A 5,423-nucleotide genomic window follows, 5' to 3' on the forward strand; every position below is an offset into this window, starting at 1 on the left:
GGGTTCCTCACAGCGCCGGACTTGTAGCCCCACCGCAAGCGCGGCACGTAGGTAGTCCCCGACCGGATGACGATAGGTTTCCAACTGCCCCGGCCTCCCGTCCGCCAAGCGCACCGAGGGAATCGAACCCCGCGCCACGCATTCATGGTGGATGTCCGAGGTCACGAGGTGCCCGCCCGGACGCAACACCCTGGCGAACTCCGCCATCACCGGCCCCAGGTCGGAAACGTGCGTCAGGGCAAGAGAACAGACCACCAGGTCCATGGCATCATCCGCCACGGGCAGCCGGCGCAGGTCGCCAAGGAGGAACTCGCCTGCTGGTACCCGCTCACGTGCCCGCGCCAGCATGTCCGCCGAGCTGTCGACGCCGACTGTCCGGTGACCGCGCTCGGCCAGCAGGGCCGTCATCCGACCGGTGCCGCAGGCGGCGTCCAAGGCGGCACCAGTCGGCATTCCATCGAGGATTTCCCCGACCACCGGCTCGTCGAAGTCGAACGCCGAGTTGGGGCCGTCATAGGTCCTCGACCAGATCTGGTATCCATCGACCGTGCCCACCGGGGCAACGTCCACAGCGGCATCCGCCAGCGTCTCGTCGTCAAGCAGCCTCCGGATCTCGTCGATACGCGCATCGACGAACCCGCGATCGTGCTCCCCGGTGAACGATCGCAGCAGGGCAGTGCCTTCAAGGCCCACCAAGTAGGCGAGTGGATTCTGGTGTATCACGGCGCGACGCTAGCGACGCTCGTCGCGCCAGCGCCACCGATTTGCCCGTCGCCCCGCCCGGCCATGCACCTCTGGGTCACTGTGATCTTCGCATGATGCTGTGCTGTGGATACCCGTCTTCGCAGTCGTAAGGGGTAGAGCCTCGCGACATCACGCATTGAACCTCAGTAGCTCTTCCCGGGCTCACGCCCGGGGGCCCGTCCGCGCCGCTTCCGGCCCTGCCGCTCGGTGCCCACGTGCGGGGCACGCCCGCTGATGGCGCCGAAGGCGCCTACTTAGGGGCGCGGGGAACTGCGCGACCAGCCCACCACCGGCCGGCGGCCCGGACACGACAGAAACAGCCCCACCGGGACGGTGACGACCCGACGCTCTCATCGACGCCGGTCGCGCAGTTCCCCGCGCCCCTCGCAGGTGCGCCCGGGGGCACCCCCCCAGATGGCACCAAAGGCGCCCACCAAGGGGCGCGGGGAACTGCGCGAGCAACCCACCACCAACCCGGCGGCCCGGACACGACAGAAACAGCCCCCTCGGGACGGTGACGAACCGACCGTCTCGTCGGGGCTAGGCGCGCGCTTCCCCGCGCCCCTTTCCGGGCGCCCCCGGCGCCCGGAGCGTCGCTCCGATTCCCTCCACCACCGCCCGTAGGCCACGGTCGAAACCCGCGTCGTAGTCGCCGAACATCTCCTCCCCGGCCTGGGCGGCGAGCGGATGATCCGCGAGGCGCTCCGCTCGTGCGGTGAGGTCGAAGGTGCGGCCGGTCATGGCCTGTTCCTCGATGAGGTAGCCGATGGTGTAGCTGTACGCGGTGTGCCAGCCGCGGACCGCGGCGGCGGGGGTGAAGCCCTGGGTGGTGAGCCGTGCGAGGAAGGTCTCCATCGGGCCGGCGTACGACGTGTCGGTGAAGTGGGTTCCGCTGTAGACGCGCGCACCGTCGCGGTAGCGCAGCAGGTGTGCGCGAAGGCCCTGCATCGCGGCGGTGATCACCTCGCGCCAGTCGGCCGACTGGTCCTCCGACGGCCACCCCATCCGCCGCATCATCTCCGTCGCCATCTCGTCCAGCAGCGCCTGCTTGTCCTTGAAGTGCCAGTACAGGGCGGGAGCCTTGACGTTCAGTTCGGCGGCGATGGCACGCAGGGTGAGGCCTTCGAGACCGACCTCGTTGAGCAGCCGGAGCGCGGTGTCGATCACCTGTTTCCGGTCGAGTCGTGTCGTTCGCGTCGATGCCACGCTTGACAGTTTAACGCCGTTAAGGACACACTCCGAACCCTCGGCAATTTAACGTTGTTAAGGAAGCCGTGACCGGAGGGGAACGGGAATGGGAAACGGGGCACGAGGGGTGACGGGGATGGCTACGAAGGTGACTGCGGAGGTGGCTGCGGAGATGACGACCGGGACGGCCGACTGCGAGGAACGTGCAGGTGGAGACGGCACCGTACGGGTCGACGTGCTGATCGTCGGTGCCGGGCCCACGGGCCTCGCGCTCGGCTGTGACCTCGTTCGGCGTGGTGTGCGGGTCCGGGTGGTCGAGCGGGCCGGGGCGCTGATCCCGGGCTCGCGCGGGAAGGGGCTCCAGCCGCGCACGATGGAGGTGCTGGACGACCTCGGCGTGATCGACGCGGTGCTGGCATCGGGCGGCGCCATACCGGTCGGGATGATGTGGAAGGACGGCGCGCGGCAGGGCGAGTACCGCATGTTCGACGAGCCGGTGCCGTCCCCGACCGCGCCGTACGTCCGGCCGTGGATGCTGCCGCAGTGGCGCACCCAGGAGATCCTGCACGAGCGTCTGGTGGAACTCGGGGGGCGCGTGGAGTTCGGGGCCGAGCTGGCCGGGCTCGCGCAGGACGCCCACGGGGTGACCGCCACGCTCGCCGGCGGCGCATCGGTCCGGGCCCGGTACGCGGTCGCCGCGGACGGCGGTCGCTCCACCGTGCGCCGCGCCCTGGGCATCGGCATGACGGGGCAGACCGTGGACCCGAACCCGCTCATGGTCGCCGACGTCCGGCTGAGCCCCGGAGCGCTCGACCGGGACAACTGGCATTTCTTCCCGCCGGCGGAGGAGGGCGGCGGCTTCCTGAGCGCGTGCCCGCTGCCCGGCATCCCCGACTTCCAGGTCGTCGCCCAGTTCCCGGACGGCACCGTGCCCGACCTGTCGCCGAACGGGGTGCGCGCAATCGTCGCGGCCCGTTCGCACCTGGCCGCCGAGGAGGTCACCGAGGTGCGGTGGGCGTCGGACTTCCGGGCCAGCGCCGCGCTGGCCGACCGGTTCCGCGCCGGCCGTGTCTTCCTGGCCGGGGACGCCGCCCACGTCCACTCCCCCGCGGGCGGTCAGGGGCTCAACACCAGCGTCCAGGACGCCTACAACCTCGGCTGGAAGCTGGGCGCCGTCCTGCGGCACGGCGCACCCGTGGCGCTGCTCGACACCTACGAGCAGGAACGGCGGCCCGTCGCGGCCGACATGCTGGGCCTGTCCACCCGGATCCACAACGGCACGGCCGAGCGTGGCGCGGCCACCCGCCAGCTCGGTCTCGGCTACCGCGACTCAGCGCTGTCCGCCGAGACCCGCACCGGCCTCGCGGACGACGCCCTGCGCGCCGGCGACCGCGCGCCGGACGGCCGGCCCGGCGGCACCCGGCTCTTCGACGTCTTCCGGGGCCCGCACTGGACCCTGCTGGCGGTCGGCACCGGCACCGCGCTGCCGCCGGCCGCCGCGCTGCCCACCACCGTCCGCACGCACCGCGCACCGGCGTACGAGCCGTACGGCACCGGGGTCTTCCTGATCCGACCGGACGGTTACGTCGGCTGGGCGGGCGTCACCGCGGACGGGCTCGTCGAGCATCTGGCCGGGTACGGCGCCCTACCCGCGGGGGCCGCGGCCTGAACGGGTCGAAGGTGCCGCGCCGCCGGGTGCCTCTGACGGGCTGTAGGGTGAGCGCTTTCGATTGGACGTTCGACGGGGGTGCAGGGGCATGACGGTGAGGGGCGGCACGGTCAGGACGACGGGGGCACGGGTGGCCGTGCGGACGCGCGGGGGTGTGCGGTGACCTCACTCGATCCGTTCGCCGCCGCCCATCTGGTACAGCGCTGGGCCCCGGTGCACCACGGGACCGCACACGCCGCCTTCTGGTCGGTGGCCGTCCGGGGCAGCGCACCGCCACCCGAGGAGCGCTCGTGGGCCGACCCGCCGAGCCCCGCCGAGGTCGCGGAGTACGGGGGCTTTCCGCAGGCGTTCGCGGCGGCGGGCGGCGCGGGCCTGCGTCACCCGGTCGGTGTCCGGCCGCTGAACCACGCGATCGGCCGAAAAGGCAGGCCGTGGACGCGGGCCCGTCCGGCCGAGGAGGTGGCGGCGGAGCTCGACCGGCTGCTCACCGGGGTGCTCTCCGCCGGGCCCGAGGCCCTGCCGGAGCCGGTGCGGGAACTCGTTCCGCTGCTGGCGCAGAAGCTCGCCGCCGACTTCGCCGACCTGGTGCGCGTCGACGTGGCCGCCGAGCCGGACGGCCCACCCCTCGACGCCGAACTGCACCTCGTCGGGCGCAACATCTTCGGCAAGACCCTCAGGATCTCCCTGGCCCCGGCACCGTCGACACGGCCGCCGGACGGGCTGTGGCCCGATCCGCGGCTCGCCCTGGACGGCGACCTCGCCGCTCCCGCGACCCTCAGCGAGGACGCCTACCGCGGGGCGGACCTCGCGGTCCGGGCCGACTGCGTCGGACGCCTGCTCGGCGAGTTCGTGTGGCTGTCCAACAACGAGCGCATGAGGGTCACGACCCTGCTCGAACACCACCACGGCACCCTGGACCCGGCCGCCCCGGACCTCGACACGGCTTTCGCTGCCTGGTGGCCGTCGACCGACCTGTGCGCCGAGCTCTACGACGAGGAGTGGTGGGAGGAGGGGACGGCGCCCCGGCGACTGGACGAGGGCACCCTCGCCCGGGTCCAGACGGACTTCGAGGCGCACAACCTGCAACTGGCCTGGAGCGGGGCGTGGGTGATGGGCGAGGTGGCGGACGACGACGCTCCCACCGAGCACTGGTCCGACACCGACCGGGCCCCGGCCTTCCCCGGCGACCGGCTCGTGACGCTGCTCGGCCGGGACCTCTTCGCCACCGTTCGAGCCCAGGCCATCGGCCGCACCGGCGACGGGCCCGTGGCGGCCTACGGCATCGGCCTGCCCTTCGAGCTCTCCGAAGAGGACTACGGCGTCCGCGCCTGCCTGCTGCTGGTCGGGGCGCAGGCCGTGGGCGTCGTCACCATCGACGCCGCGGCCTGAGCCCGGATGCCCGGGCGCACCCGGCGCGCTGGACGCCTCAGAAGACGTCCACCGGAACGTAGGCACCCCACACCTCGCGCAACGCGTTGCACACCTCGCCGACCGTCGCGCGGGCGCGCAGCGCGTCCTTCATGGGGTAGAGGACGTTGTCCGACGACCCCTCCGCCGCCTTGCGCAGCGCGTCCAGGGCCGTGTCCACCGCGCCCTGGTCCCGCTCGGCGCGCAGCTTCGCCAGCCGTTCGGCCTGCTGCTTCTCGATGGCGGGGTCGACGCGGAGCGGCTCGTAGGGCTCCTCCTCGTCGAGCGTGTAGCGGTTGACGCCGACGACGACCCGCTCGCCCGCGTCGGTCTCCTGGGCGATCCGGTAGGCGCTGCGCTCGATCTCGTTCTTCTGGAAGCCCTGCTCGATGGCGCGGGTGGCGCCGCCCAGGTC

At 72.4% G+C, this 5,423-nt stretch carries 5 protein-coding genes; 2 read left to right on the top strand and 3 right to left on the bottom strand.

Translation table 11 applies throughout. The features are described from left to right. Nucleotides 1-723 (bottom strand): class I SAM-dependent methyltransferase (locus tag NQO67_RS43285; RefSeq protein WP_255956157.1); only part of this gene is annotated, 723 nt, incomplete at its 3' end. 561 nt (nucleotides 724-1,284) lie between these two features. Continuing rightward, entirely contained in the window at nucleotides 1,285-1,950 is a 666-nt protein-coding gene (locus NQO67_RS43290; RefSeq protein WP_255956158.1) for a TetR/AcrR family transcriptional regulator C-terminal domain-containing protein, read from the bottom strand. Nucleotides 1,951-2,104: 154 nt separating this feature from the next. Between NQO67_RS43290 and NQO67_RS43295 the strand changes: the two genes are divergently transcribed. Together NQO67_RS43295 and NQO67_RS43300 are read left to right on the top strand one after the other, a co-directional pair. After that, nucleotides 2,105-3,601, top strand: coding sequence for an FAD-dependent monooxygenase (locus NQO67_RS43295; RefSeq protein WP_255956159.1), 1,497 nt, complete (start codon nucleotides 2,105-2,107; stop codon nucleotides 3,599-3,601). 159 nt (nucleotides 3,602-3,760) lie between these two features. Continuing rightward, a complete protein-coding gene (locus NQO67_RS43300) occupies nucleotides 3,761-4,990 on the top strand; it encodes a hypothetical protein (protein ID WP_255956160.1) in 1,230 nt (409 codons plus the stop codon). Between the two features lie 37 nt (nucleotides 4,991-5,027). Here the strand turns inward: NQO67_RS43300 and NQO67_RS43305 are convergent. Continuing rightward, the coding region (locus NQO67_RS43305; RefSeq protein ID WP_255956161.1) for a methylmalonyl-CoA mutase family protein at nucleotides 5,028-5,423 on the bottom strand (396 nt) is incomplete at its 5' end.

It is taken from the genome of Streptomyces odontomachi (genome assembly GCF_024435355.1).
Classification (GTDB): domain Bacteria; phylum Actinomycetota; class Actinomycetes; order Streptomycetales; family Streptomycetaceae; genus Streptomyces; species Streptomyces odontomachi.

Coding starts and splice junctions, on each gene's coding strand:
- NQO67_RS43295 (WP_255956159.1), top strand. CDS start 2,105: ATGACGACCGGGACGGCCGACTGCGAGGAACGTGCAGGTGGAGACGGC.